This window comes from Planococcus beigongshangi (assembly GCF_016820495.1).
GTDB classification, from domain to species: Bacteria; Bacillota; Bacilli; order Bacillales_A; family Planococcaceae; genus Planococcus; species Planococcus beigongshangi.
The window spans coordinates 543,881-569,660 of record NZ_JADHDU010000001.1; the positions used below are offsets into that span (position 1 = coordinate 543,881).

Genomic DNA, 25,780 nt, shown 5'->3' on the forward strand with positions numbered 1-25,780 from the left:
GGATTCTTATCTGCTTCCCTTCATATTCAGAAGTGGACCTAAGCGAAGGCGCGGCTCCGGACTGGGTGGAGCATAATCTTTGCACTGTCCAAAACGCCGAAGCGGTATTTATTAATTTGTTACAATAAAAAACGCAAAGATACAGAAGTGGGGGACCGGTTATGGGACAATGGGATCGATTTTTAGCGCCTTATAAGCAGGCTGTTGATGAATTGAAGATAAAATTCAAAGGTATGCGGAGACAGTATGAAACAGACAATACAAATTCGCCGATCGAGTTTGTGACCGGCCGGGTCAAACCGATTGCAAGCATCTATGATAAATCACTGGAGAAAGGGATACCTTTTGAACCTTCGGATGAATTGGCCAAAGAATTGCCCGATATTGCCGGAATCCGGATGATGTGCCAGTTTGTCGGAGATATCGAGACGGTCGTATCGCTGCTGAGAAAGCGGAATGATCTTAGGATTGTGGAAGAAAAAGATTATATTTCCCGTGAAAAACAGAGCGGCTACCGCTCCTATCATGTCATCGTCGAGTATCCTGTACAGACCATCAACGGGGAGCAGCTGATCCTTGTTGAAATCCAGATCCGCACATTGGCGATGAATTTCTGGGCATCGATCGAGCATTCATTGAACTATAAGTATAAAGGTGTTTTCCCGGAAGAAATCCAGCACCGGCTTCAGCGTGCTGCAAAAGCCGCATTCCAGCTGGATGAAGAGATGTCGCAGATCCGCGACGAAATACAGGAAGCCCAGGCTTATTTTACAGAATTCAAAGAATCGCCGGGCACTCATTTTCCAAGGGACCAAGAAGGAGGCAGAACACAGAGATGAAATTTTTCATTATGTCGAGAAGTGATGACCTTTCAAATGAATTGATGGATAAGGCCCGAGCCTACCTGAATGATTTTGGCATGGAATGGAATGAAGAAAATCCGGATATCGTCCTTTCCATTGGCGGAGACGGGACCATGCTGCATGCCTACCACAAATACTCGAATCAATTATCGACGGTCGCTTTTGTCGGGATACATACGGGGCATCTTGGTTTCTACGCTGACTGGAAACCGATCGAGATTGAAAAACTCGTCCTGTCGATAGCAAAAAAAGAATATGAAGTCATTGAATATCCGCTGCTCGAAGTAAGCATCCATTACCGCAATAAAGAAGAGCCGGCTGTCTATCTGGCGATGAACGAATCCACTGTGAAATCGCCCGATGTCACACTTGTCATGGATGTCTTCCTGAATGAAAGCCATTTCGAACGCTTCCGCGGCGACGGACTCTGCATGTCTACGCCTTCCGGCAGTACGGCATACAATAAAGCGCTGGGCGGCGCAATCATCCACCCATCACTGGAAGCCATGCAATTGACTGAAATGGCATCGATCAATAACCGGGTTTTCAGGACAGTGGGTTCACCACTTGTGCTGCCGTCTCACCATCGCTGTGCGCTGCGTCCGGTCAAGGCACCCGATTTCATGGTGACGGTCGATCATCTTCAATTGCTCCATAAGGATGTGCGTTCCATCGAATACCGGGTGGCTGACCAGAAAGTCCGATTTGCACGTTTCCGCCCATTCCCGTTCTGGAGACGCGTGCACGATTCCTTTATCGACAGCGGGGAATACAAATGAAACCTTTTGAACTGACTTATACCGCCTCAGGCAATAGCCTGCTCCGGGAAGCGCTCCATGGATGGGGCATTTCAAAACGGACGCTGGCTTCCGTAAAATACGGTGGCGGCCAGATATTGGTCAACGGCAGGGAAGTGACGGTCAGGCATCCTCTCGAAACCGGGGATGCCGTGACCGTTATTTTTCCGTTGGAGGAGTTCGGCAAAGGGCTGCAGGCGGAATCCGGCGAATTAAAAATTATCCATGAAGATGATGCCTTGCTGATTGTCGATAAACCGCCTTTGCAGAATACGATTCCATCACGCGAGCATCCGAACGGCAGCCTGGCGAATATAGTCGCCGGCCATTTCGAGGATCATCAAATACCGGCGACCTTGCATATTGCAACCAGGCTGGACCGCGATACAAGCGGACTTGTCTGCATCGCGAAAAATCGCCACATCCACCATATGCTGTCATTGCAGCAGCAGGAAAAGAAGATGACGAGACGCTATGACGCATTGGTGCATGGCCAGGTTGAATCCGGAAAATTCGTCATCACAGCGCCTATTGGCAGAAAAGATTCGAGTATCATAGAAAGAGAAGTGCGGCCTGATGGGCAATTTGCTGAAACTGAAGTTGAACTGATCCATGCGTATCCGGATTACAGCCATGTCCAGTTGAAACTTAATACGGGACGTACCCACCAGATCCGCGTCCATCTCGCCCATATCAGCCATCCCCTTGTCGGTGATGATTTATACGGCGGAAAGAGAGAATTGATGAACCGCCAGGCACTTCATTGCCGTGAGCTTCAAATGATCCATCCAGTTACCGGCGAAGCACTTGTTTTCGAATCGCCGAACAGGGAAGACATGGCTGGCCTGATCACGTGAAGCGGTGGAAGCGATCCGGCTGATATGGCTGTTTTGAATCGACTGCTACCAACTCCTGTTCCGGAAAACGGAAAGCTGTTAAAGAGCCGCCGAACACACAGCCGGTATCCACATTGACAGTGCGGTTTACAAAATACGGTTTTTCTGTAGGCGTATGGCCATATACAATCCAAGGATCACCGCCATAGGATTTCGCCCAATCGCGCCGGACGGGCCGGCCGTCGGCATGGAATTTTCCGGTTATATCTCCGTACAGGGTGAAAACCTCGATTTTGCGCGTGACAGGCACATCGATCATGTGCTCTTTCAGTCCGGCATGGGCTACAATGAGGTCGTCACGCAATACCTGATATTGAGGCAAATCTTCATAAAACCGAATATAGCGCTTCCTGAATTTCTCCTGCCCTTTTTTTGGCAATGCCTGCCATTCGGCTAACGTCACTTCAAGGCCGTGGGCGATCTGGACCGAATTACCCTTCATGAACCGGTAAAGTTTATTGCAATGATTCCCCGGGGAATAGTACAGGATGCCCTGGTCCTGCCTTCTGAATAATAAGTCCAGTACTGCAAGGGAATCAGGGCCCCTGTCCATGGCATCTCCGACAAAAGCGGGCTGTCTACCTTCCGGGTGGGTGTGGATGCCGTTATTGAATTCATAGCCAAGTTTTTCAAGCAATTCCATGAGCTCTTCAAAACAGCCGTGGATATCTCCGATAATATCAAATTTCATCTCTTACACCTCATTATTGAAAATTTACTGTACATACTATTAGTGTAACGTATAGAATACCAAAGCGGCTTGTCGTAAATTCGAAAGGAGGGAGCGCTTATGCTGGAAGAAAAAACGATGCGGGATGATGAACTTGATGAAGAAATGCTGATGCGTTTCCTGGAGCGTGGGGAAGTGGAGGAGTTCAGGGAAGAGTTCCTGTCCCATCACCCTTACGACCAGTCGGGATTTTATGAAAATGCAGATCTCAAAACACGCCGGCAGCTTTATGAGTACCTGTCCCCTAAGGAAATGGCGACTCTTTTCGAGGCGATCGAACTGGACGATGATGAATACGAAGATCTGTTCAAGGAAATGAATTCCATGTATGCTGCAGATCTCCTGTCATTCATGTACAGGGATGACGCGGTGGATGTGCTTAATAATTTGACGAAAGATCAGGTCGCGAGCTATTTGACGATCATGCCGAAAGAGTCGGCAAGAGAGATCAAGGACCTGCTCCATTACGAAGAGTATACGGCCGGTTCGATCATGACGACTGAATTCGTAGCCATACCGAAGAATTCCACTGTGCGGTCGGCGATGAATATCTTAAGGAACGCCGCACCGGATGCTGAAACGATCTACTACGTCTTTGTCATAGACGATGAAAAGCGGCTTGCGGGAATTGTAACGCTGAGGGATCTGATCATCGCTGAGGAAGATACATTGATCGAATCCATCATGAACGACCGTGTCGTGAGTGTGTCGGTCGGGGAAGACCAGGAAGAAGTTGCGCGCATGATCAAGGACTATGACTTCCTGGCAATGCCGGTTGTCGATTTCCAAAACCATCTTCTTGGCATCATCACAGTCGATGATATCATCGACGTACTTGATGAAGAGGCTTCAGACGATTATTCCAAGCTTGCCGGTGTTACGGATATGGATAATTTTGATAAAGGTCCGCTCAGCGCAGCAAAGAAAAGGCTGCCCTGGCTTATTCTGCTGACATTTCTGGGGATGCTGACAGCCAATCTGATGGGAATGTTCGAAGCTACATTAGATCAGGTGGCCCTCCTTGCAGTATTCATCCCGCTGATTGCGGGTATGGCAGGGAACAGCGGGACTCAGGCTCTGGCAGTAGCAGTACGCGGTATCGCTACAGGCGATATCGAAGAAGAAAGCAAGATCAAACTCTTGTTCCGTGAAGCGGGTACCGGCCTCATCACAGGCCTTGTCTGCGGGACGGTCGTTGTCGGCCTCGTTTATTTCTGGAAAGGCGAATTGCTGATCGGGCTTCTTGTCGGAACCGCAGTGGCAGGCTCCATTTTCGTGGCCACACTTGCGGGTTCATTTATCCCGCTGCTGATCCACCGGATGAAAATCGACCCGGCGGTAGCATCGGGTCCGTTCATCACTACGCTGAACGACATCATTTCGATATTGATCTACTTGGGACTGGCTACAACTTTCCTGAGCAACCTCTAGAAAAGTGCAAATTGCACTTTTCTTTTTTATGATGTAATATTAGTACCAGGTAATAAAAAGAGCTCAGGGGGAATAAAAATGACGATTTCATTGAAAGGCAAAACTTTCGTAATCATGGGAGTGGCCAATAAACGCAGTATTGCATGGGGAATTGCCCGGTCACTTGATCAGTCCGGAGCAAACTTGATCTTTACATATGCAGGCGAACGTTTTGAAAAATCCGTCCGTGACCTGGTGGCGACACTGGAAGGGAATCATGATATCATCCTGCCTTGCGATGTAACAAGTGATGAAGACGTGGAAAAATGTTTTGCTTCCATCAAAGAGCAGGTTGGTAAAATTGACGGTCTCGCACACTGCATCGCCTTTGCAAAAACGGAGGAATTGGCTGGCGATTTTTCGGAAACTTCAAGAGAAGGGTATCTGCTGGCGCAAAATATCAGCGCCTATTCTTTGACGATCATTTCAAAATATGCGAAACCGCTGATGACAGATGGCGGCAGCATTGTCGCGCTGACTTATATCGGAGGCGAACGCGTTCTGCCGAACTACAACGTCATGGGTGTTGCAAAAGCGGCTCTTGAAATGTCCGTCCGTTATTTGGCAGCTGATCTCGGCAAACTCGGCATCCGCGTCAATGCGATTTCTTCTGGCCCGATCCGTACCTTATCATCCAAAGGAGTCAGCGACTTTAATTCCATCCTGCATGAAATCGAAGAAAAAGCTCCGCTTCACCGCAACACGACACCGGAAGAAGTCGGCGACACCGCCGTTTTCCTCTTCAGTGAAATGTCACGCGGGATTACAGGCGAGACAATCCACGTCGACAGCGGGTATCACGTTCTATAAAGAGAAAACTCTTTTATAAAAATGAAAAATCCAGTCCTTTTCAACAAGGACTGGATTTTTTATGCGTGAAGATTCTTTTCCATTGAACGGTGCGGTATTCCGGCATCGAGGAATTCGGGAGAAGTCACCGTGTAATTCAGTTTTTCGTAGAAAGGGATGGCGTAGGATTGGGAATTCAATTTTAGGACGGCCATTCCTGCTGAACGGGCATATTGCTCCATCGCTTCCATCATCAGGACCCCGACATGCTGTCCCCGGAATTCGGATAGTACAGATACCCGTTCGATTTTGCCGATGCCCTGTTCAATTTCACGGATTCGGCCGGCAGCTATCGGCTGCTCCAGGTTATAGCCCACAAAATGAACTGCATCATCATCATACTCATCCATTTCAAGATGCAGTGGCACTTGCTGCTCATCTACAAAAACTTTTCGCCGGATATCAAAAGCCTGTTCTTTTTCCAGTTCGCTTTCAACGCGTTTGACCTTCTGCAATTATTGCTCATCTCCAGTCAGGCGGAAAGTGTCATAGACAGTCCATGACCCATCCTCGAGTTTATAGAGGAGGTGAAAACGGTCGATGGTTTCTTCGTGATCGATGCCGGCCATTTTCATCTGGCCGAAAATATCCGAATGCTCGGAGTCGGACAATTTCTGCGCAATTGTGATGTGAGGCACGAATGAATAACGCGGCATACCGCCGAAGAAATCGGAATGCAGGTCTTTATGGATGGACAGGATCTCTTCAGTCGGTTCCACTTTAAAGTAAAGCGTGTTTGTAACCGGAGAAAATGAGCTTACACGAGTTGCATGCAATGTGAATGGCTTATGGCGTTTCGCCACATTTGCCAGTTCTTCTGTAATCGCTTTGATCTCTGTATCATCTGCCTCGAACTCATCCTTTAAAGTTATATGAGGTGTGATCAGCTCATAATGAGGATCATAACGTTTGCGGTAAGAATTGGCGATGTCCTGCAATTGTTTTGATGGAAATGCTGCAATACCGTATTTCATTCAAAAAACCTCCTCTTAAATTATCTATCATTTCTTATTACAGTATAACAAAAGAAAGCTGGAAATTGCGAATGCGTTTACAAAGCGCTGTGGTGTCCCGCGAAAAATAAAATAGATCCGAGGCTACATGCCGAAGTTTTGGAGCAAAGCCCGTTTGAAATCCGGCTGCCAGTATTTCCATGTGTGGTCGCCCTCAAACTCATCATAGAATACCGGAAAAGATTTTTCCTTCATTAACTGATGGAGTTCACGGTTTGGTTCAAGGAAATCAGCTGTTTTACCCGAAGTCAATTTCACTTCCGTTTCGCCCGTTCCGATCACATGATAGACCGTAAAGGCGTTGGCCGAATTGAAATTCGAAACGGCCTCCATCAATTCAGGCCCGACTTTCGGAGACTGGAGAATGACACGGCCAAAGATATTCGGATATTTCAAAGCGCCCATCAGACTGACCGTCGCGGCCAAAGAGTCGCCGATCAGCGTACGGCCCATTCCGACTTGGTAAGTCGGATACTTTTCATCGAGATACGGAACGAGTTCATGAGCCAAAAACCTTAAATAGGCTGCATGCCGGGAACCAGCCGGTTCGTATTTATTGTTGCGGTCTTCTACGTTCTTGTAAGGGATGCCCACGAAAATGATATTTTCAATTTCCCGGTTCTCCAGCAGTTCGTCAACCACGCGGGGAACTCTTCCCAATTGGAAATAATCTTTGCCGTCGGAAGCGATCACCAGGCTGTATTTATATAAAGGTGAATAATTATAAGGAAGATACACCAGCAATTGCATATCTTCCTGTAATTCTTCACTGAAAATCGTAATATCCTCTACATTCCCTTTGTTCATGGTAGTGCCTCCTCGATGTGTATTGTATAAAAATTGTATCACATTCAGACTGCAAGGTATAATGGAGGAGCAACCATCAAATACAGAAAGAGGGGATTTTGATATGAAGGGAATGGATGGCGGGAATTTCCGGGTACATTCGGACGAAGTGGCGAAAGCGGCGCATGATGCGCTGGAAAAACGCGGGGTCACAATAGAAGGAATTGCTGAAATCGTATTTGAAATGCAGGAGCCTTATAATGAGGGCCTGAAAATGTCCCACTGTATAGAATCGGTGGAAAGCGTACTGAAAAAAAGGGAGATGCAGCATGCACTTCTAGTGGGCATTGAACTGGATGTTCTGGCGGAACAAGAAAAATTGTCCCGACCGCTGCAGCAGATCATCGATACGGATGAAGGGCTGTTCGGCGTCGATGAAATGATCGGCCTAGGTGCCGTTTTGACATACGGCAGCATAGCTGTTACGACATTCGGTCATCTGGATAAAAATAAAGTCGGAGTCATTAAAAAACTTGATACAAAAACAGGAGGCCAGGTACATACTTTCCTGGATGATCTGGTGGCAAGTGTGGCAGCCTGTGCCAGTGCGCGGATTGCCCATAGGCAACGGGATCTTGAAGAAGCCGGAAAAGACTTCAAGGATATTACTGCGGACCAAACGGCACCTGAAACACATGTGGAAGGAACAACGACATGAATCCGTGCCAGCAGTCCTTTGAAAACGGTTACTAAATTCAAATTTGATTGACACTTGGATAGAAAGTCATGGTATCATGGATTTAGAAACACGAATAATTACGATAAGGGGAGGTCAAATTATGTTGAAAAAGAAATTTGGTTTAGTCATGGGATTGACGCTTGCAGGGTCAGTATTTCTTGCTGGATGCGGTGACGATTCTGCTGACACAGATTCAGGGGAAAACGGTGGAGAAAGCGGAGGTTCTGAAACTCCGGAATTCGTCAGTATCCTGACTGGCGGAACCACGGGAACATATTACCCGCTTGGGGGAGCAATGGCTCAAATTATTGAAGACGAAACAGGCATCGATACTACTGCTGAAGTTTCGCAGGCATCTGCGGCGAATATGACAGCGCTTGCTGACGGCACTGCCGAAATCGCATTCGTTCAGACGGATACAGCTTTCTATGCATCTGAAGGAACGAATATGTTCGACGGTGAAGTCATCGATACGGTTTCTGCCATCGGTGCACTTTATCCTGAAACCATCCAGTTGGTTACAACTGCGAACTCTGGAATCACTTCTTTCGATGACCTTGCAGGAAAATCCATTTCTGTCGGAGCTCCTGGATCAGGAACTTACATCAACGCGGAGCAGCTTCTTGAAATCCACGGGATGACGATGGATGACATCAACGCTCAAAACCTCGACTTCGGTGAATCACAGGAAAGCCTTCAATCCGGCCAGATCGATGCTGCGTTCATCACTGCAGGGACACCGACAGGCGCTGTTGAAAGCTTGGGCGCGACTGCTGAAGTAGTGATCGTACCAGTCGAGAAGGACAAAGCGGATGCATTGATCGAGAAATATCCATATTATGCACACGATACGGTGCCATCAGGCATTTACGGTTTGACGGAAGAAGTTCCGACTGTATCCGTACTGGCTATGCTTGTTGTTCAAAATGAACTTTCTGAAGATGCTGTTTATGACATTACAAAAGCCATCTATGAAAATACCGATAAAATTCAGCATGCCAAAGCGGAATTCATCAAAGCTGAAACGGCACTTGATGGTATCGGAATCGATATCCACCCTGGTGCACAGAAATATTTCGATGAAGTAAATTAATAAGGCTTTACAACATAATTGACGATAAGGCGCAAGCTTTATCGTCGTTATTTGTTTAGATTCTACGGAGGAGAATGGATTATGCGATTAATTTCCAGACAATATCTTCTTCTGATTCTGTTTGTCCTCATTTTAATCAGCTCCGCATTGATCTTTATCCCACTAAAAAGCAGTATTACTTTTATCGAAAGTGACACAGGACACCTTGCAGCTTATTCACTATTGACTCAGCCCCGATTTCAGATAAAATATACACATTCCATACATTTATCCGACGTTGTCGAAAGTTTTGAAGTTTTGGATGACAATACATTGAAGCTGGTTGAACTTGAATACGAGGATTTTAATATCGGAATGCCTTCCAATGCTGGGGAAGGGGAAGTTTTCATCGAAGAAAACGGCAAGTATTACATAAAGAATATGGACAGGCGACTGCCGGAATTCCGAATGTTGATCGGCGATGTCGATGCCGGATTGTTTTTGATAAAAAACAACAGAGAATATGATTTGAAAAAGACACTCGTCAGAGGGGAAACCTATATATTCCGAATTCAGCGGCTGTCATTTTTCGATCGATTAAAAGGAGTGAATATTGATGAGCAATAAATTACCGCCGGAAGAAAGAGAAGAGATGAAATTGCCTCCGGAAGATGATACATACATTTCAGAAGAAAAACAAAAAGAGATCCTGCAAAAATATGACCCGGAATCAAATACCCGCGATTTAGCAGGCATTATAAAATATGTGGTATTCTTCGGTCTTTTGGCATTCTCATTATTTCAGTTATATACCGCAATCTTCGGGCAATATACAGCCTATATCCAGCGTTCCATCCATCTTGGATTCGCGTTATCGCTAATATTCCTGCTGTTTCCCGCCTTTAGGAGAAAAGGGATCAAACATACAGTTGCCTGGTATGATTATATTCTAGCCCTTCTGGCAATCGGAGTCGGTGCTTATTGGCCGATCATGTATCAGGATCTGGTATTCCGTATTGGACGGGTTAGTGAACTGGATTTAGTTGTCGGTATATTGGCAACTCTATTGGTGCTTGAAGCGACACGTCGGGCGGTTGGCTTACCTATTACAATCATTGCTTCGAGTTTTCTTGTGTATGCGTTTTTCGGCCCTTATTTCCCGGGCTTTCTGCGCCACCGCGGGCAGGATATCGACTCACTCGTCCAGTTGATGTTCTTTACGACAGACGGCATTCTCGGTACTCCACTCGCTGTTTCTTCCACATTCATTTTCACATTCCTGCTTTTCGGGGCATTCCTCGTTAAAACAGGTGTAGGACAATACTTTAATGATCTGGCTGTTTCCTTTGCGGGACACTTGATCGGTGGGCCAGCAAAAGTGGCGATATTCTCAAGTGCCCTTCAAGGAACGATATCAGGGAGTTCGGTTGCAAACGTAGTGACTTCAGGTTCCTATACGATTCCTATGATGAAAAAACTTGGTTATAAAAAGGAATTTGCCGGAGGAGTTGAAGCGGCTGCGTCTACAGGAGGTCAGCTTATGCCCCCGATCATGGGTGCCGCTGCATTCCTGATGGTTGAATTCATCGGCGGTATCACTTATTGGGAAATCGCAAAAGCCGCTGCAATTCCAGCTTTACTATATTTCACAGGTATATGGATCATGACACATTTCGAAGCAAAACGGATCGGTTTGAAAGGGCTTCCGAAAGAGGAACTTCCTGATCGAAAAGAAGTATTGAAAAAGATTTATCTGCTTCTTCCAATTGTGGCGATCATCGTATTCCTGTTGATCGGTGTGCCTACGATGCAGGCTGCACTTTATGGTATTGTCCTGACTATTGTTGTCAGTGCATTTGATAAAGAAACCCGCATCAATTTTAAAGATATGATCGATGCACTTGTAGACGGTGCCAGAACAGCCCTGGCTGTCGCAGCAGCAACAGCTGCTGCAGGTATCATCGTCGGGGTAGTCGTAAAAACAGGTCTCGGTCTGAGTTTAGCGAACGGCCTCGTTTCAGCCTCAGGAGGAAATGTATTATTGACATTGTTCTTCACGATGCTTGCAGCAATCGTCCTTGGAATGGGCTCGCCTACAACAGCGAACTACGTCATTACATCGACAATCGCAGCACCGGCAATCATTACTTTATTGATGCTGGAATATCCTGAGGGAGCAGCTGTGCCGATCGTTGTCGCATTGTCAGCACACTTATTCGTGTTCTATTTCGGCATTATCGCCGATATAACCCCTCCAGTTGCGCTCGCCGCATTTGCAGCATCAGGCATCTCGGGCGGGGAACCGATTCGAACAGGCGTCACAGCAGCAAAACTTGCGATTGCAGCGTTCATCATTCCTTATATGTTTGTTCTGTCACCGGAATTATTGATGATCGATACGACTGTTCCAGAAATAATACTGGTTCTCATAACTGCAATATCGGGAATGATTGCTATAGGAGCAGGAATGATTGGTTTTTGGTATCGCAAACTAGTATGGATTGAACGAATCATACTTGTAGCAACTGGTTTAGCTCTGGTCTATCCGGAAGGGTATTCAGACATAATCGGAGCAGTAGTATTTATCATCATGTTCGCGATCCAATGGTTGGGACGCGAAAAGAAAGCACCAAAAGTGAAAGAAGCCTGAAAAAGCGCCTGAAAACTCTGGTTAGAGTTTTCAGGCGCTTTTATTTTGAAATAAGATTTTTTAAAGAGGAGTATTGACTTTATTCGCTAGGGCGCTATAATTAGAAATGTCCTAGTAATTGCGATTCCTTAGCTCAGCTGGGAGAGCGCTACCTTGACAGGGTAGAGGTCGCTGGTTCGAGCCCAGTAGGAATCATTGGGTGCCAAACCCACAGCAGGTTTTAGGAACAGAATCTGCTTTGAAAAAGCCGTCACTTTCGGGTGCCGGCTTTTTTCTATGGATTTTTATCCATCCATCCATTCAAATTCTTTTATTGACCCTTTATTGACCCGCACTCCTGAAACCGTTATCCCGCGCCTCCTGTTCCGAACAGAACCATTCTTCGGGATTGGTTTGCTCATAAGAAGGGCTGCCGGGCATGTGATAGATTTTATCCCCTTGTCGGTTGATGTTTCCCTTGATATTGCAGTCCCCGGAATCTTGGCCGGTATCCGACTTTTCTTCTGTATTGAAAGCGTTACTGTCGAACCCGCGGTCAGTAACGTAATTTTCAGATTCCCAAACACCCAGATTTTGATCTCTGGCCTCTTGTTCTGCCTCTTCGAATTCAGCCTGATAACGGGTGTTTGGAGGGAAGACATAGGCAACGCGCGCGAGGCCGGATGCCAGCAGCTGCTCCTGTATACTTTCGCCGTCAGCATAAATATATGCGAGGAGCCGGTCATAATCATCATAATGATCCCCTTCATCCAATTCGATCGTTACGTCACCTGCTTCGAGAAGCCTTCGATTTTCTTCAGTTGCTTCCTTTCCGAGAGGCTGCTCACCGAAACGGGGATGGTTGGTCTCCGGTGTATCAATCAATAAATAACGCACAGTCGTTTCTTCGCCTTCGTACATGATGCGGATGGTATCGCCGTCAATCACCGACAGGACTTCTGCCGGAATGCGGCCACCTTCCGTTTCCGAAGTTTCGAATAGAGTGCAGCCGGAAAGCAATAAAGTTAAAAGGATGAATGCTGCCATTCTCATTAAATCACCTCTTTCATTATTCCAGTATATTGTTCGTATGATATAGATTCAATATTGACAACAGCAAAACGCCTTTTTCAATGACTGGATTGAAAAAGGCGTTTTTATGTAGGCTCTCGACGGGATGCGTATTGTCCGCTCAATTAAAGCTGAGACTCCATTTCCTGATTCTGCTGTCCGTAATACAGGAATGCTTCCTCTTCCATATCCTGGATTTTCTCTTTGTTCAATCCAATTTCCAATTCACCGCTGAATACAGGTTCCCACCAATTCGTGTTTTCACTCATAATAATTTCCTCCTTTTTTAAATAGCTGGTTTAATTGTTTGACTATTCCATACCCTTAAAGGTTACACTAATAAACAGATAGACTGAAAAATAAGCCTTATGGCCTTATGGGAGAGGAAATCCATGATATCGATAGCGATAATAGGTGCGGGAATAGTAGGCGAACGCATCATCAGGCAGATTCAGCAAGGGAAAGGCGTAAACATTGCAGCTGTTTATGATGAAGATCCAGCTCGTCTCCAGCATCTGAAAGAGAGCTACAATGTACCGGTTTCAGCCTCCCTTGATGAAGTTCTTTACTCGGATGCTGATTGGGTATATATTGGAACTCCGCCGGCATCGCACGCTTCAATAGCCCGAAAAGCGGCGGATGCCGGATTGAACATTCTGAGTGAAAAACCATTGGCGCATGATGTTCAGGCCGGTGAAGAGATGGTCGCGTCAATCCATAAAAATAAAGTAAGTTCGGCCATGCATTTTCCGTTGATGTACAGTGCTCCAGTCCATGAGATGGCAAAGCGTGTAAAAAACGGAAGCATCGGTGACATCCGCCGGATTGAATTGCAGACCGTATTTCCGGTTTGGCCGCGTCCGTGGCAGCAAACAACGTGGATCGGATCCAGGTTGGAGGGGGGCTTTGTGCGGGAAGTATTTCCGCATTATCTGCAATTGATCGAAAGGATTTTCGGCACGATAGAAATTACCGCCCATGACGTCACGTATCCGGACGATCCGGAACTTTGTGAAACAGACCTTACCGCTCTGGGAAAAGTGGACGGGCGGGTGCCGCTCCTGTTGAATGGATTTAGCGGTGTCGGCCAAAAAGAATTGCTGCAATTTAAAGTCTATGGCAGTAAAGGCGTCCTGACTCTGGAGAATTGGTCACGCCTGTTTTTAACTGAAGCGGACAGCGACCGCATCGAATTGCTCGATTTTGAAAACGTACCGGGCCTGTTTGAAGAGCTGAAGACCATGTCGACCGCTTTGGTGCCGTTTGAAGAAGGCTTGGCTGTCCAGCGCCTGATCGATCAGCTGGTCAGCGAATAAACTACTATTACAGGAGGCTATTCGATGAATTTTAATGCCCATGATGTTGAACGCATGATACAGGAACAACGTAATTTCTACTATACAGGTGCGACACGCCCGACGGATTTCCGGAAAGCGCAACTGGAAAATCTGAAGCAGTCGATCCTGGCAAATGAAGAAATCATTATTGAAGCACTTGAACGTGATCTCGGGAAAAGTGAGTTCGAAGCCTATGCGACTGAAATCGGTTTTGTCCTCGACAGCATCGGCAATATGCAGAAGAATCTGGAAGACTGGATGGAGCCTGAAAAAGTGAAAACACCGATTCATCTGCAGCCGGCCAAAAGTTTCATCATCCGCGAACCTTATGGCTCTGTACTGATCATCGGCCCCTTCAATTATCCATTCCAGTTGGTGATGGAACCGTTGATCGGTGCCATTACAGGCGGAAATTGTGCGGTTGTTAAGCCATCTGAAACGACACCGAATGTAGCCCGTGCTATACGGATTGTTCTCGAAGAGGCATTCCCGACCTATTACGTCCGGGTTGTGGAAGGGGAGCGCGAAGAAGTCACTGCGTTAATCCATGCATCATTCGACTATATCTTCTTCACAGGCAGCGTTAAAGTCGGCAAAGTTGTCATGAAGGCAGCTTCAGAGAGACTGACGCCTGTGACGTTGGAACTTGGCGGGAAAAGTCCGGCGATTGTCGATCAGACCGCGGATATCGATCTAGCCGTGAAGCGTATCGCATGGGGCAAATTGATGAATACGGGCCAGACTTGTGTGGCACCGGATTATGTCTGTGTCCATGAAAAGGTCAAAGACGAATTCTTGAAGAAATTAACGAAAACCATCAGTTCGTTTTACGGAAAAAATGCGCAGGCAAGCCCTGATTACGGGCGGATTGTTTCCACTTCGCATTTTGACCGCCTGGCTGAGCTGATTGAAAGCGAATCGGAAAATATCATTTACGGCGGGAAGACGGACCGTTCGAATCGTTATATCGAACCGACAGTCCTGGATAATATCAATTGGAACAGCCCCTCCATGGAAGATGAAATTTTCGGGCCGATCCTGCCGGTCATCACCTACGAGGACCTGCCATTGCTCCTTCGCCAAATTCGTCAGCTGCCGAAACCGTTGTCAGCCTATATGTTCTCTGAAAATGAACGGGCTATCAACTTCTTCCTAGAAGAGCTGCCGTTCGGCGGCGGATGCATCAACGACACCGTATCACATGTGGGAAGTGCGCACCTTCCGTTCGGTGGAGTCGGACCTTCCGGCATGAATTCCTACCACGGTAAGTATAGTTTTGAAACATTCACACATGCGAAGTCGATTTTGAAGAAATCAACGAAGATTTCAACGAATATCCTATTCCCACCGTATAAAAACAGAGTGAAATATGTGCGGGGATTATTGAAATAAGCGGCCTGCGGGTCGCTTTTTTCATTTTGTACCTGCTAAGATGATTCTAAGAGGTGATTGGAGTGGCAGAACGCATTTTAATTATTGAAGATGAAAAGAATATCGCCCGGGTTCTGGAATTGGAACTGAATTATGAAGGCTATGAAACAGCTGTTGCACATACGGGATCGGAAGGGCTGATCAAGTTCCGGGAACAGGAATGGGATTTGGTGCTCCTGGATTTGATGTTGCCTGAAATACACGGATTGGACGTGTTGAAACGGATCCGTTCGTCCGAAGAAAAATTGCCGGTGATCCTGTTGACTGCCAAAAATGATGTGAAAGATAAAGTGGCAGGTCTCGATCTTGGAGCCAATGACTATGTCACAAAGCCCTTTGAAATCGAAGAACTGCTGGCCCGGATCCGCGCTAACCTGCGTCTCAAAAGCAATGGCAATTCAGAAAAGCATCGGTTCCATGAACTGGAACTGGATGAAATTTCGCGTGCCGTCACAAGAGGCGGGAGACAGATCGAACTGACTCCGCGCGAATTCGATCTTTTATTGTTTCTGATGGCGCATCCGAAACAGGTGCTGACGCGTGAGCAGGTCTTGAATGCAGTCTGGGGTTATGATTATTTCGGCGATACGAACGTAATAGATGTATATATCCGGTATTTGAGAAAGAAAGTGGATGCAGGTGAAAGGACGACTTATATCCAAACGGTCCGCGGTGTGGGTTACGTGTTAAAGGAGCAGGACAATGAAGCTGCGAAATAGGATCCATATCTATTCCACATTCCTGACACTGGTGATCCTCATCATCCTTACGGCTGTCATTTATTTTTCATTCAGTTCACTGACATACTCGACGGAAGTCGAAGAACTTGAATCGGTCAGCGATGCACTGCTCCGCACCTACAACAGCAGCCAGGTTTCGGATCCCAACGAAGTGCTGAGGGGCTATGTCCCGGTACTCGGCATGATAACGGTGAGAGACAGTGACCGGAATGTCCTCGAGCTGATTCAAAAACCCGAAATCACCGAGCAGCTTCCGGAGCGATTGGATGGACGCTCCGGCACAGTCGTTGTGGAGGGGGAACGATTCGCCTATACACATTCCCCGATAATCTGGTCAGACGGCACCGTGGCAGAAATGCAGATTGCAAAATCTCTGCGGGAAGTGTCCGGGAATATGGACACATTGCGGCTAGTGCTCGCCATTGCGGTGCTGATTGCCATGATCCCGGTGATCGTATCCGGCGCGGTGCTGGCAAGAATCGTCACCGGCCCGGTAACCGCTCTGACCGACACGATGAGGAACATCCAGAAAAGCGGCAAATTCGAGAAGCTGCCGATTTCCGAGCAATCCAATGACGAGATCAATCAGATGGGTATGACGTTCAATGAAATGATGGCGTTGCTGGAAGTAAACTATCTGAAGCAGGAGGAATTCGTCTCCAATGCATCGCATGAATTGAAAACGCCGCTGACGATCATCGGCAGTTACGCCAAACTTCTGGAGCGCCGCGGGCTGGAGGATCAGGCAGTGGCGAAAGAAAGCATCGCTGCGATCCGCACAGAGACCGACCGGATGACCAGCATGATCGAACAGTTCCTGCTGATTGCCAGGAGAAATGAAACATCGCCGGTTTATCAGGAAGTGGAGCTTGGCGATTTCCTATCGGGAACAGTAGCCGCTTTTAATCAGGCATACAGCCGGGATTTTCTGCTGGAAGTGGAAAACGGGCCATTGACGGTATCGACGGATCCCGTAAAGCTGAAGCAATTGCTTTACATCATTCTCGATAACGCCAGGAAATACAGCAGCGACCGGATTGAAGTCATTGCGAAATTCGACGGGACGGCCATCATCCAGATCCGCGATTACGGAGAAGGCATCCCGAAGGAGTCGCTTCCATATATATTCGACCGCTTTTATCGTGTCGATAAAGCCCGCAACCGTGAGACTGGGGGATTCGGGCTGGGACTGGCACTCGCGAATCAATTGGCTGACATCATGAAGTTGAAATTGGAAGTCGAAAGCATCGAGAAATTGGGTACGACAGTTTCCATTGTATTCTCATCAGATTTTAATGTTCCTCCCTTAGAATTGAATCAGGAGGGATCGAGATGAAAAAATGGATTGGCATACTGGCCGCATCAGCGATTCTGAGCACCGCGATCGTGTTCTTCCTGCTTAATTCCGCCAACAACACCGACCGGCTGACCGAAGCGGAAGCAATGGAAAAAGTCGTTGCACTATACGGAGGGACTGCTGAGAAAGCGACCGTATCAGGAAATGAAATCCTTGTCGAGTTCACAAATGGCGAAGGGCGTTACAGTGCTGCAGTCGCCCGAGATTCTGGACATGTCGCTTCAATGGAAATGGTCGAACAGACAGGGCCTGCAAAAACTGTAACGGAAAAGCAAGCGGAAGAAATCGCTTTGGCGGAAGTCCAAGGAAAGATAAAAGAAACCAGTTACCAGAAGGGTCAAAATGAGTTTGAAGTGAAAGTGGAAAGCGAAACTGAAATCTCAACCCTTCTGATTTCAGCGGACTCAGGAGATATCAGAAAAATATCTTCGGAAGAAATCGCAAAAGCTGATCCTGCACCTGAAAACCAGCCGGCTCCACCTGAAGCCGGCAAGGTCATTTCAGGCAACGAGGCAATTGCCATTGCCAGACAGACGCTGGACGGTGAAGTGCAGGAAGTTGAATTTATCGAAACACAGGACGGCGGCTATTATCTGGTGGAAATCGAAAACGACGCCACAGATCAGGAAGCGACCATCCAAATTCACGCAATCCGCGGAGATACCATGACAGTCGACTGGGATGATTGATAAGCGAAAAGCGACGGCACCCGTTCAGCTCTGACAGGCATAAGACAGAATAGCAGAGCGGCGCCCTTTGCCGCATAGCTGGGCTGGCTTATGACCCGAAGAGCTGGGTCGCCGGAGTCTGGACATAGAAAAGCGACGGCACCCGTTCAGCTCTGACAGGCATAAGACAGAATAGCGGAGCGGCGCCCTTTGCCGCATAGCTGGGCTGGCTTATGACCCGAGGAGCTGGGCCGTTGGAGTCTGGACAATAGAAAAGCGACAACGGCCGTTCAGCGCCGACAGGCTTAAGATGAACTTCCGAAGCGGCGTCTTTTCGGCCGCGCAGGAAGGGCAGCTTAAGTCCGAGGAGTTGGCCAGTTGGAGTCTGGACAATAGAAAAGCGACGGCACCCGTTCAGCTCTGAACTATGTGAAAGTCTTCATGAACTTCTCATTAAATTCTAATCTTGCTCTTAGCGACCACTCAGAATCGGGGGCTATGATAAAGATAGAACAATAAGAGGAGGAAAAAACATGAAGAAAATCATTTTAATCCCGGCAGCAGCAGGCATCTTGGCATTTGGAGGAATCGTTCTGGCGAATACGGATTCGAATACAGGTGCAAACCCGGCAACAACCGATTCACAGGAGATGAACACAGCTCCATCAACACCGCAAAAAGAGGCTTCCAAAGAATTGATCGGATTTGAGAAAGCGACATCGATTGCCCTTGGCATTGCTGAAGGCAAAGTGACGGACGTCGAATTAAGTGAAGACGGCGGACGCCAGGAATACGAAATTGAAATCCATACAGCGGAATATGAATATGATTTTGATATCGATGCCTTTACAGGTGAAGTGCTGGAACAGGATCGTGAGCGGTTGGACAAAGGCATAAAAGGGAAAGATGCTGTAACACAGAACAACGCAAATACAGGTCAGACAGACAATAAAGTCGGAGGAACTGCTGAGGCACCTGCCATTCCTGCCGATAAAGCTAAAGAAATCGCCTTGAAAGAAACAGATGGCGGCACGATTACTGACTTTGAGCTCGACAGTGATGACGGCCGCAGCTATTATGAAATCGAAATCGCCAAAGGCAATATGGAATACGAACTTGAAATCAACGCTGCAGATGGATCCATCATCGAATTCAAAATGGATGACGACCGTTAAAAAGCAATCAAAAAAAGAGCCCCCGGGCTCTTTTTTTAGTTTACCGGCAAAATCACTTCGACGATTGTCCCTTTTCCTGTTTCACTTGAGATCACCAATGAGCCGCCGTGGTCCTGGATGATTTTTTGTGAAACGAGTAAGCCGAGACCCGTACCACTGTCCTTCGTGGTATAGAAAGGTTCATAGATCCGCTTCAATCCCTCTGGAGAAATACCGCTGCCGTTGTCGGTGATCTTAACGGAAATCATCTTATCCGATGAATGGAAACCGGACAGGTTGATCGACCCTTCAGGCGGCATCGCCTCGATTGCATTTTTCAGCAGATTGATGAACACCTGTTTGAGCGCATGTTCTTCGCCGGATATCTTGAAGTCTCTTTCACTGTTCCACTGCTCGGTAAACTGGATACCTTTCAAATTGAATTCGGAACTGAACAATAAAATGATGTCACTGACGAGCTTCCGCAGGCTCAACTCCTTGATTACGGGAGCTTGGGGCTTGGCCAGCACAAGAAATTCACTGATGATCAAATTGATCCTTTCAAGTTCCGACTGGATGAGCTTTGTATATTGCGGGTAAGGATGCGACGGATCCTGCTGAATGATTTGGATGAAGCCGGAAATGACCGTCATCGGGTTGCGGATTTCATGGGCGACACCGGCGGCAATCTCTCCCGCAAGTTTCAGCTTTTCACTTTGGAGGAGCCATTGCTCCGATTCCTTCTGATATGTTATATCGCGTGAAATGAGTGACGTCGCAATGACATTCTGCTGTTTATCGAAAATTGGGCTGAGCGTAAGATGTGCATGGAAGGAAGTACCGTCCCTCTTCATGTCGACAGTATCATGAAGGGTGATGCTGTGGCCTTCTTTCAGTTTCTTCACTTGCTGTTCTGCGATATTTTTCTTTTCTGCCGGATACGGCTGGATCACTTTTCCGTAGGAATCTTCAGCTGACCAGCCATACAGTTTTTCGAACGCAGGGTTGATGGCGATCACCCGGTTTTCTGTATCGAACACTGCCATTGCGTCTCCGGCCGTCTGGAAGAATAATTGCAGATAACCTTCACGTGAAATAAGCGCTTCTTCCATAGATTTATGGCGGTCCTGCATTTGCTGCCACAGCCTGCTGAAAAAGAATGTGTGGAAAAATGTGAACAGGACGATGACTGTAAGGAACGTTAATATGGACAGATTATCATATTGAATCGGCGCTGTTTTTTCGAGCTGTCCAAAAAAGAAAATAAGCACAAGCACTTCGATGACGGTGGCGCTCAGTAAAAGGAGCATCGCACGCAATTCATTCAACAATGCAGCAGCGATCAGCGGAATCGTAAAATAGATCAAGGTGATGGCTGATATGGACTCGATATTCAGGATCAGCAGGTAGATATTCATCGCATATAATAGAAGGGAACGAAGAATACGATCGCTATAATTCTTTTTTGATATCAGCAGCAGGAGATAGGTGCCTAGACCGAAAGCGGGGGCAATCCCTGATTCGTTGAATGAGAATACTGCATTTAGACTAATATGGAAAAGGGTGGCAAAGCCGAATAGATGCAGAATGAATAAATTCTTCAGGCGGTTCGTGTTTGGTTGATTCATAAATGCACCTCTGGTTTCCGTCGATTACTTAATAATACTATAGTCGGGACTGTCCGAGAACGTCCGATTTTGATATGATTAAGCTATTAAGGGGGCTTTACGCATGACATATCAATGGGATTCAAAAGAAACGATTAAGTTATTGGGTGACTTGACAAGCATTCCTAGCCCTTCCGGGTATACAATGGAAATAATGGAGTCGATCAGAAAAATGATGGACAGCTGGAACGTCGAGCACATCACCACAAACAAAGGCGGCGTCATCGCCACCATCAAAGGAGAAAACGATGAGCGGCACAGATTATTGACGGCGCATGTGGATACGCTCGGTGCCATGGTCAAAGAGATCAAACCGTCCGGCCGCCTGAAACTTTCGCTTGTAGGAGGCTTCACTTTCAATGCGATTGAAGGGGAAAATTGCCTCATACATACAGCTTCCGGAAAAGTCGTCTCAGGTACGATCGTATTGCATCAGACGACTGTACATGTCTATAAAGATGCCGGCACTGCTGCGCGGACTGCAGACAGCATGGAAGTTCGGATTGATGAGAAAGTGTTTTCGGCAGACGCAGTCAGGGAACTTGGAATTGAAGTGGGGGATTTCATCTCATTTGACCCGAGGTTCACTGCTACAGACTCCGGATATATAAAATCACGCCACCTGGATGATAAAGCGAGTACAGCATTACTCCTTCAATTGGTGAAATACTTCAGCGGCTCATCAGAAAAGCTGCCTTACACAACGCATTTTTATATTTCAAATAATGAAGAAATCGGTTTTGGCGGCAATTCCAATATCCCACTTCAGACTGAAGAATATATTGCGGTGGATATGGGAGCGATCGGAGATGGCCAGGAATCCGATGAATATACAGTGTCCATTTGTGCAAAAGATTCAAGCGGGCCCTATCATTACGGATTGACCCGCCACTTGGTCGACCTTGCAAAAGCCAATGCGATTGCGCATAAAGTGGATATTTATCCGTACTACGGATCTGATGCTTCGGCAGCGATCCGCGCAGGGTACGATGTGAAACATGCATTATTCGGTCCGGGAATAGAAGCTTCCCATTCCTATGAACGGACTCATACAGATTCATTAAAAGCCTCGGCCGCATTGCTTTATGCTTATGTAATGTCACCGCTGGTTTCCTGATTAGGAGGATTTTCATGAATAGCAGGGAGTTACTCGGAAATATTCCTTATAAATTGATATCAGGTGAACTGCCTGAAAAAATTGAACATATCACAATGGATTCCCGGGATGCAGTTCCTGGATCTTTATTTGTCTGCATAGAAGGTTACACAGTGGATGGGCATGACTATGCCGATCAGGCGACCAAATGTGGCGCAACGCTGATTCTTTCAGAAAAGCCGATCGCCATCGACGGTCCGGCAGTGCTTATTGTCGATGACACGGTACGGGCCTTGGGGCAATTGGCGGCGAAATTCTATGATTATCCTTCAAAAGCCATTGAGATGATCGGCGTAACCGGTACAAACGGAAAAACGAGTGTGGCGGGTATGCTTCATGCAATGCTGATGAAGTTAGGTGAGAAATCGGCTTTGACTGGAACAATCGGCTTCGATCTGAACGGGGAGATGCATCCTTCCGCCAATACGACGAGTGATGCGCTGACGACCCAAAAGATGATTGCACAGGCGAAAGACGCAGGCTGTTCCCATATGACGATGGAAGTTTCATCCCATGGTCTGGTGCTGGGACGGCTTGCCGGGGTGGAATTCAATACAGCAATTTTTACAAATTTGACCCACGATCACCTCGACTTCCATGGAACGATGGAGGAATATGGGCATGCTAAAGGTTTGCTGTTTTCCCAATTGGGCCAGGATTTGAGCGAGAAGAAACGGGCTGTGCTGAATGCGGATGATCCTTGGTCCGATCAGTTTGCCAAAATGACTTCACATCCTATTTATACTTACGGCATCGAAAAAGATGCCCGGTTTAAAGCGGATGATATTTCCATGGATCAATCCGGCACAACATTCCTGTTGAATTGCCCGGAAGGTGAATATGAGGTTTCCATGAAATTACTCGGCCGGTTCAATGTATCGAATGCACTGGCGGCCATTACGGCTTTATATGCCGAAGGATATGCATTAGCTGATATTCTTTCTGCCCTTGCGGCAATCGATCCGGTTGAAGGGCGCATGCAGAAAGTGGAAATCGATGCGCCGGTGACGGTCTTCATCGATTACGCCCATACTCCGGACGCCATTGAAAAAGCATTGGCGGCTGTGTCCGGTTTTGAAAGCAATAAAACCATTTTCCTTGTCGGAACCGGTGGCAACCGCGATAAATCGAAGCGGCCGGATATGGCGAAAAAAGCTTCTGCTGCAGGATATGTGGTTCTGACAACGGATGATCCTCGCGATGAGCCTTATGACAGTATTCTGAAAGATCTGGAAGTGGGCATGACCCATTCCAATTATGCCTGCATTGGGGACCGGGAAGAAGCTGTCAGACATGCGATACAGCAATCCGAACCAGGCGATATCATTATTCTGGCCGGCAAAGGCCATGAAGATTACCAGATAATCGGGTCTGTAAAATATCCGCACAGCGACAAAGAGATCGCTCTTCAGGAAGCGTTGAAAAAGTATAGCTGAAAAGAGGCCGCTTGCGGCTTCTTTTTTATGGGACAGGACAAAATCTCTTGTTTTTTCGGGGTCCCTTCTCTAATATGAAGAGAGTAGATTAAAGGAGCGTAAATTATGTCAGTACAAATTAAAAACGAAATAGAAAATAGAAGAACGTTTGCAATCATCTCCCACCCGGATGCCGGGAAAACGACTTTAACGGAGAAACTGCTGTTATTTGGAGGCGCTATCCGTGATGCGGGTACCGTCAAAGGGAAAAAAAGCGGTAAATTTGCCACATCAGATTGGATGGAAATTGAAAAGCAACGGGGGATTTCCGTAACTTCGTCCGTCATGCAATTTGATTATGATGACCACCGCGTCAATATTCTGGATACGCCCGGACACCAGGATTTCAGTGAAGATACTTATCGCACATTGATGGCAGTTGACAGTGCCGTAATGATCATCGATGTGGCAAAAGGAATCGAGGCGCAGACGGTAAAATTGTTCAAAGTCTGTAAAATGCGCGGTATTCCTATTTTCACATTCATCAATAAGATGGACCGTCAAGGTAAAGAGCCGCTTGAACTGATGGAAGAATTGGAAGAAGTTCTCGGCATCCAGTCGTATGCGATGAACTGGCCGATCGGTATGGGGAAAGAGTTTCTCGGAATCTATGACCGCTTCAACAAACGGGTGGAACCTTTCCGGGAAGAAGGCGAAAGATTCCTTCCAATCGATGAATCAGGTGAACTGGCAGTCGATCACAAGATGAAGCTAAGTTCTTATTACACGCAAGCGATGGAAGATATTCAATTATTGAACGAAGCCGGTAACGAATTTTCATTTGATCGGGTTAAAAAGGGAGAATTGACGCCTGTATTCTTCGGAAGTGCATTGGCTAACTTCGGGGTCCAGACTTTTCTGGAGACATATTTACAGTTTGCGCCATCACCACAGCCAAGAATGACACAGGAAGAAGATTATGTCGATCCCGTTGAAACACCATTTTCCGGTTTTATCTTTAAAATCCAGGCGAACATGAATCCGGCCCACAGAGACCGAATTGCATTTGTCCGCATCGTTTCAGGCAAGTTTGAAAAAGGGATGAACGTGACCCTTTCAAGAACCGGAAAATCTTTCAGGCTGTCACAGACGACCCAATTTTTAGCGGATGACCGTGAAATGGTTGCTGAAGCTGTTGCCGGGGATATTATCGGTCTGCATGATGTCGGGAATTATCAAATCGGCGATACGATAACAAGCGGGAAGAAATTCCAGTTTGAGAATCTTCCACAGTTTACACCGGAACTATTTGTAAAAGTGAGCGCCAAGAACGTTATGAAACAAAAGCATTTCCATAAAGGGATTTTGCAGCTTGTGCAGGAAGGTGCCATCCAGTATTACAAAACGCTTCATATGGAAGAAGTTATTCTGGGGGCAGTCGGCCAATTGCAGTTTGAGGTTTTCGAGCACCGGATGAAAAACGAATACAACGTTGAAGTCCGAATGGAGCCGATCGGTTCGAAAATTGCAAGGTGGATCGAAAATGAGGGAGACGTCAAAGAATCTATGTCGAGCAGCCGTTCCATGCTTGTGAAGGACCGGTACGATAATTATGTATTCCTCTTTGAAAATGATTTTGCTACACGCTGGTTCCAGGACAAGAACCCTGGCATCAAACTATACAGTTTATTGTAAAAATCAGCTATTAATTAAATGAACTTCTTCAAGATTTTTAGAACCTGCCGTATGGCGGGTTTTTTTAATATATAAGTTGAACTAAATACTCTGCAGAAGTCGATATTCCGCAAAACAGCTTCGAAGATCTGGCCGACGCCTGCGAGGCCGGATCTTTGCGACGAAGTGCGCAGCACTGGTGGAGCACGGTTCTAAGCAATTTGGGTTTTCTCTATCGAGTAAATCTCCTCACTTGGACTGGTCGC

25 protein-coding genes and 1 tRNA gene are annotated in these 25,780 nt (G+C 46.9%); 19 read left to right on the plus strand and 7 right to left on the minus strand.

Going from position 1 to position 25,780, the window contains the following annotated elements:
• Positions 1–161 precede the first annotated feature (161 nt).
• Genes yjbM through IQ294_RS02525 form a run of 3 tightly spaced genes read left to right on the plus strand, consistent with a single transcriptional unit; the run spans position 162 to position 2,517 of the window.
• Positions 162–839 (plus strand): GTP diphosphokinase, encoded by a 678-nt coding sequence (yjbM, locus tag IQ294_RS02515; RefSeq protein WP_203332431.1) that lies wholly within the window; start codon positions 162–164, stop codon positions 837–839.
• Complete coding sequence (locus tag IQ294_RS02520; protein ID WP_203332432.1) at positions 836–1,642, plus strand: NAD kinase; 807 nt, start codon at positions 836–838, stop codon at positions 1,640–1,642. Before yjbM ends, IQ294_RS02520 begins: the two co-directional genes overlap by 4 nt.
• Positions 1,639–2,517 carry an RluA family pseudouridine synthase gene (locus tag IQ294_RS02525; RefSeq protein WP_203332433.1) on the plus strand — a complete coding sequence of 293 codons (879 nt, stop codon included), beginning with the start codon at positions 1,639–1,641 and terminating at the stop codon, positions 2,515–2,517. The genes IQ294_RS02520 and IQ294_RS02525 overlap by 4 nt, the downstream gene beginning before the upstream one ends.
• Here IQ294_RS02525 and prpE read toward each other — a convergent pair.
• Positions 2,510–3,247, minus strand: a complete 738-nt coding sequence (gene prpE / locus IQ294_RS02530) for a bis(5'-nucleosyl)-tetraphosphatase PrpE (protein ID WP_203332434.1) — start codon at positions 3,245–3,247, stop codon at positions 2,510–2,512. The genes IQ294_RS02525 and prpE overlap by 8 nt on opposite strands.
• A 99-nt stretch (positions 3,248–3,346) precedes the next feature.
• Here prpE and mgtE point away from each other — a divergent pair, with 99 nt between their 5' ends.
• The gene (mgtE, locus tag IQ294_RS02535) at positions 3,347–4,717 is read left to right on the plus strand and encodes a magnesium transporter (RefSeq protein WP_203332435.1); all 1,371 of its coding nucleotides are present in this window, start codon (positions 3,347–3,349) and stop codon (positions 4,715–4,717) included.
• A gap of 78 nt (positions 4,718–4,795) precedes the next feature.
• Positions 4,796–5,566: an enoyl-ACP reductase FabI gene (gene fabI, locus IQ294_RS02540; protein ID WP_203332436.1), complete on the plus strand. Its 771-nt coding sequence runs from the start codon at positions 4,796–4,798 to the stop codon at positions 5,564–5,566.
• A gap of 59 nt (positions 5,567–5,625) precedes the next feature.
• Here the strand turns inward: fabI and IQ294_RS02545 are convergent, their stop codons facing one another.
• From IQ294_RS02545 to IQ294_RS02555, 3 genes are all read right to left on the minus strand, one after another.
• Positions 5,626–6,060: a GNAT family N-acetyltransferase gene (locus IQ294_RS02545; RefSeq protein WP_203332437.1), complete on the minus strand. Its 435-nt coding sequence runs from the start codon at positions 6,058–6,060 to the stop codon at positions 5,626–5,628.
• Positions 6,061–6,579, minus strand: a complete 519-nt coding sequence (locus IQ294_RS02550; RefSeq protein WP_203332438.1) for a YjcG family protein — start codon at positions 6,577–6,579, stop codon at positions 6,061–6,063.
• Between the two features lie 123 nt (positions 6,580–6,702).
• The gene (locus IQ294_RS02555; RefSeq protein ID WP_203332439.1) at positions 6,703–7,425 is read right to left on the minus strand and encodes an alpha/beta hydrolase; all 723 of its coding nucleotides are present in this window, start codon (positions 7,423–7,425) and stop codon (positions 6,703–6,705) included.
• A gap of 112 nt (positions 7,426–7,537) precedes the next feature.
• On the opposite strand from IQ294_RS02555, the gene IQ294_RS02560 reads away from it, so the two are divergent.
• The 5 genes from IQ294_RS02560 to IQ294_RS02580 all read left to right on the plus strand — a co-directional run bounded on the left by IQ294_RS02560 (position 7,538) and on the right by IQ294_RS02580 (position 12,060).
• Positions 7,538–8,122, plus strand: a complete 585-nt coding sequence (locus tag IQ294_RS02560; protein ID WP_203332743.1) for a phosphatidylglycerophosphatase A family protein — start codon at positions 7,538–7,540, stop codon at positions 8,120–8,122.
• A gap of 121 nt (positions 8,123–8,243) precedes the next feature.
• Complete coding sequence (locus IQ294_RS02565) at positions 8,244–9,236, plus strand: TAXI family TRAP transporter solute-binding subunit (protein WP_203332440.1); 993 nt, start codon at positions 8,244–8,246, stop codon at positions 9,234–9,236.
• Positions 9,237–9,317: 81 nt separating this feature from the next.
• Positions 9,318–9,842 carry a DUF1850 domain-containing protein gene (locus tag IQ294_RS02570; protein WP_203332441.1) on the plus strand — a complete coding sequence of 175 codons (525 nt, stop codon included), beginning with the start codon at positions 9,318–9,320 and terminating at the stop codon, positions 9,840–9,842.
• Positions 9,832–11,865, plus strand: a complete 2,034-nt coding sequence (locus tag IQ294_RS02575) for a TRAP transporter permease (RefSeq protein ID WP_203332442.1) — start codon at positions 9,832–9,834, stop codon at positions 11,863–11,865. Before IQ294_RS02570 ends, IQ294_RS02575 begins: the two co-directional genes overlap by 11 nt.
• Positions 11,866–11,987: 122 nt before the next feature.
• Positions 11,988–12,060, plus strand: a tRNA-Val gene (locus tag IQ294_RS02580).
• 126 nt (positions 12,061–12,186) lie between these two features.
• Here the strand turns inward: IQ294_RS02580 and IQ294_RS02585 are convergent.
• Both IQ294_RS02585 and IQ294_RS02590 read right to left on the minus strand, forming a co-directional pair.
• On the minus strand, positions 12,187–12,897 hold the full coding sequence (locus tag IQ294_RS02585; RefSeq protein ID WP_203332443.1) for a thermonuclease family protein: 711 nt from the start codon (positions 12,895–12,897) through the stop codon (positions 12,187–12,189).
• A 143-nt stretch (positions 12,898–13,040) separates the two neighbouring features.
• A complete protein-coding gene (locus IQ294_RS02590; protein ID WP_203332444.1) occupies positions 13,041–13,184 on the minus strand; it encodes a hypothetical protein in 144 nt (47 codons plus the stop codon).
• 123 nt (positions 13,185–13,307) lie between these two features.
• Here IQ294_RS02590 and IQ294_RS02595 point away from each other — a divergent pair, with 123 nt between their 5' ends.
• The 6 genes from IQ294_RS02595 to IQ294_RS02620 all read left to right on the plus strand — a co-directional run bounded on the left by IQ294_RS02595 (position 13,308) and on the right by IQ294_RS02620 (position 19,623).
• Positions 13,308–14,231 carry a Gfo/Idh/MocA family protein gene (locus IQ294_RS02595; RefSeq protein ID WP_203332445.1) on the plus strand — a complete coding sequence of 308 codons (924 nt, stop codon included), beginning with the start codon at positions 13,308–13,310 and terminating at the stop codon, positions 14,229–14,231.
• 24 nt (positions 14,232–14,255) lie between these two features.
• Positions 14,256–15,644: an aldehyde dehydrogenase gene (locus IQ294_RS02600; RefSeq protein WP_203332446.1), complete on the plus strand. Its 1,389-nt coding sequence runs from the start codon at positions 14,256–14,258 to the stop codon at positions 15,642–15,644.
• A 62-nt stretch (positions 15,645–15,706) separates the two neighbouring features.
• Positions 15,707–16,402 (plus strand): response regulator, encoded by a 696-nt coding sequence (locus IQ294_RS02605; protein ID WP_203332447.1) that lies wholly within the window; start codon positions 15,707–15,709, stop codon positions 16,400–16,402.
• Positions 16,386–17,759, plus strand: a complete 1,374-nt coding sequence (locus IQ294_RS02610) for a sensor histidine kinase (protein ID WP_203332448.1) — start codon at positions 16,386–16,388, stop codon at positions 17,757–17,759. The genes IQ294_RS02605 and IQ294_RS02610 overlap by 17 nt, the downstream gene beginning before the upstream one ends.
• Entirely contained in the window at positions 17,756–18,469 is a 714-nt protein-coding gene (locus tag IQ294_RS02615; protein ID WP_203332449.1) for a PepSY domain-containing protein, read from the plus strand. The genes IQ294_RS02610 and IQ294_RS02615 overlap by 4 nt, the downstream gene beginning before the upstream one ends.
• A gap of 512 nt (positions 18,470–18,981) precedes the next feature.
• Positions 18,982–19,623 (plus strand): PepSY domain-containing protein, encoded by a 642-nt coding sequence (locus IQ294_RS02620; RefSeq protein ID WP_203332450.1) that lies wholly within the window; start codon positions 18,982–18,984, stop codon positions 19,621–19,623.
• A 35-nt stretch (positions 19,624–19,658) separates the two neighbouring features.
• Here the strand turns inward: IQ294_RS02620 and IQ294_RS02625 are convergent, their stop codons facing one another.
• On the minus strand, positions 19,659–21,230 hold the full coding sequence (locus IQ294_RS02625) for an ATP-binding protein (RefSeq protein ID WP_203332451.1): 1,572 nt from the start codon (positions 21,228–21,230) through the stop codon (positions 19,659–19,661).
• A gap of 103 nt (positions 21,231–21,333) precedes the next feature.
• On the opposite strand from IQ294_RS02625, the gene IQ294_RS02630 reads away from it, so the two are divergent.
• The 3 genes from IQ294_RS02630 to IQ294_RS02640 all read left to right on the plus strand — a co-directional run bounded on the left by IQ294_RS02630 (position 21,334) and on the right by IQ294_RS02640 (position 25,535).
• The gene (locus tag IQ294_RS02630; RefSeq protein ID WP_203332452.1) at positions 21,334–22,386 is read left to right on the plus strand and encodes a M42 family metallopeptidase; all 1,053 of its coding nucleotides are present in this window, start codon (positions 21,334–21,336) and stop codon (positions 22,384–22,386) included.
• A 14-nt stretch (positions 22,387–22,400) separates the two neighbouring features.
• The gene (locus IQ294_RS02635; protein ID WP_203332453.1) at positions 22,401–23,861 is read left to right on the plus strand and encodes a UDP-N-acetylmuramoyl-L-alanyl-D-glutamate--2,6-diaminopimelate ligase; all 1,461 of its coding nucleotides are present in this window, start codon (positions 22,401–22,403) and stop codon (positions 23,859–23,861) included.
• Between the two features lie 105 nt (positions 23,862–23,966).
• Positions 23,967–25,535: a peptide chain release factor 3 gene (locus IQ294_RS02640; protein WP_203332454.1), complete on the plus strand. Its 1,569-nt coding sequence runs from the start codon at positions 23,967–23,969 to the stop codon at positions 25,533–25,535.
• Positions 25,536–25,780: the final 245 nt, after the last annotated feature.

What these genes read in the sequence shown, in the direction of transcription:
- prpE (WP_203332434.1), bottom strand. Translation starts at nt 3,247, where the DNA reads ATGAAATTTGATATTATCGGAGATATCCACGGCTGTTTTGAAGAGCTC.
- IQ294_RS02550 (WP_203332438.1), bottom strand. Translation starts at nt 6,579, where the DNA reads ATGAAATACGGTATTGCAGCATTTCCATCAAAACAATTGCAGGACATC.
- IQ294_RS02560 (WP_203332743.1), top strand. Translation starts at nt 7,538, where the DNA reads ATGGATGGCGGGAATTTCCGGGTACATTCGGACGAAGTGGCGAAAGCG.
- IQ294_RS02575 (WP_203332442.1), top strand. Translation starts at nt 9,832, where the DNA reads ATGAGCAATAAATTACCGCCGGAAGAAAGAGAAGAGATGAAATTGCCT.
- yjbM (WP_203332431.1), top strand. Translation starts at nt 162, where the DNA reads ATGGGACAATGGGATCGATTTTTAGCGCCTTATAAGCAGGCTGTTGAT.
- fabI (WP_203332436.1), top strand. Translation starts at nt 4,796, where the DNA reads ATGACGATTTCATTGAAAGGCAAAACTTTCGTAATCATGGGAGTGGCC.
- IQ294_RS02590 (WP_203332444.1), bottom strand. Translation starts at nt 13,184, where the DNA reads ATGAGTGAAAACACGAATTGGTGGGAACCTGTATTCAGCGGTGAATTG.
- IQ294_RS02520 (WP_203332432.1), top strand. Translation starts at nt 836, where the DNA reads ATGAAATTTTTCATTATGTCGAGAAGTGATGACCTTTCAAATGAATTG.
- IQ294_RS02625 (WP_203332451.1), bottom strand. Translation starts at nt 21,230, where the DNA reads ATGAATCAACCAAACACGAACCGCCTGAAGAATTTATTCATTCTGCAT.
- IQ294_RS02630 (WP_203332452.1), top strand. Translation starts at nt 21,334, where the DNA reads ATGACATATCAATGGGATTCAAAAGAAACGATTAAGTTATTGGGTGAC.
- IQ294_RS02555 (WP_203332439.1), bottom strand. Translation starts at nt 7,425, where the DNA reads ATGAACAAAGGGAATGTAGAGGATATTACGATTTTCAGTGAAGAATTA.
- IQ294_RS02615 (WP_203332449.1), top strand. Translation starts at nt 17,756, where the DNA reads ATGAAAAAATGGATTGGCATACTGGCCGCATCAGCGATTCTGAGCACC.
- IQ294_RS02640 (WP_203332454.1), top strand. Translation starts at nt 23,967, where the DNA reads ATGTCAGTACAAATTAAAAACGAAATAGAAAATAGAAGAACGTTTGCA.
- IQ294_RS02565 (WP_203332440.1), top strand. Translation starts at nt 8,244, where the DNA reads ATGTTGAAAAAGAAATTTGGTTTAGTCATGGGATTGACGCTTGCAGGG.
- IQ294_RS02585 (WP_203332443.1), bottom strand. Translation starts at nt 12,897, where the DNA reads ATGAGAATGGCAGCATTCATCCTTTTAACTTTATTGCTTTCCGGCTGC.
- IQ294_RS02595 (WP_203332445.1), top strand. Translation starts at nt 13,308, where the DNA reads ATGATATCGATAGCGATAATAGGTGCGGGAATAGTAGGCGAACGCATC.
- mgtE (WP_203332435.1), top strand. Translation starts at nt 3,347, where the DNA reads ATGCTGGAAGAAAAAACGATGCGGGATGATGAACTTGATGAAGAAATG.
- IQ294_RS02635 (WP_203332453.1), top strand. Translation starts at nt 22,401, where the DNA reads ATGAATAGCAGGGAGTTACTCGGAAATATTCCTTATAAATTGATATCA.
- IQ294_RS02570 (WP_203332441.1), top strand. Translation starts at nt 9,318, where the DNA reads ATGCGATTAATTTCCAGACAATATCTTCTTCTGATTCTGTTTGTCCTC.
- IQ294_RS02610 (WP_203332448.1), top strand. Translation starts at nt 16,386, where the DNA reads ATGAAGCTGCGAAATAGGATCCATATCTATTCCACATTCCTGACACTG.
- IQ294_RS02620 (WP_203332450.1), top strand. Translation starts at nt 18,982, where the DNA reads ATGAAGAAAATCATTTTAATCCCGGCAGCAGCAGGCATCTTGGCATTT.
- IQ294_RS02525 (WP_203332433.1), top strand. Translation starts at nt 1,639, where the DNA reads ATGAAACCTTTTGAACTGACTTATACCGCCTCAGGCAATAGCCTGCTC.
- IQ294_RS02600 (WP_203332446.1), top strand. Translation starts at nt 14,256, where the DNA reads ATGAATTTTAATGCCCATGATGTTGAACGCATGATACAGGAACAACGT.